Genomic DNA, 394 nt, shown 5'->3' on the forward strand with positions numbered 1-394 from the left:
GGTCCACTGACCGCTCGCGCAGGGCCACGGTCAGGAGCCCGCGGGGCAGCACCAGGGGCACGGCCAGGCGCCGGGGCAGGACGTCACCGGACAGTGGTCGATCCCCGTGGCGGGCGGCGACCTGCCGGACGAGTCCGGCGAGTTCACCACGTCCTCCCTGGTCGAGCAGTGGGGCGGCACCCCTCCGGCGACCCTCCCGGGCGGCGCCGCGGCCCCCTGGGCCGAGTCGCAGTCCATCGGCACCCCGTGGGGACCGGGCGTACCCGGCGTCCCGCAGGACCACGAGCAGCACGACGGGCGGACGGGCGCGGGCCCGCACGGGCAGCAGCCCGGCGCGCACGTCCCGCAGGGCGGCGAGTACGGCCCCGGTGGCGGTGACCCCGGGCAGCAGCCT

At 78.9% G+C, this 394-nt stretch carries 1 pseudogene; it reads left to right on the plus strand.

The features are described 5' to 3' along the window. Window positions 1-67: 67 nt before the first annotated feature. Window positions 68-394, plus strand: a pseudogene (locus LPA54_RS41380) (hypothetical protein); the annotation flags it as partial.

The sequence above is a fragment of the Streptomyces sp. DH12 genome, assembly GCF_020873895.1.
Lineage (GTDB): Bacteria > Actinomycetota > Actinomycetes > Streptomycetales > Streptomycetaceae > Streptomyces.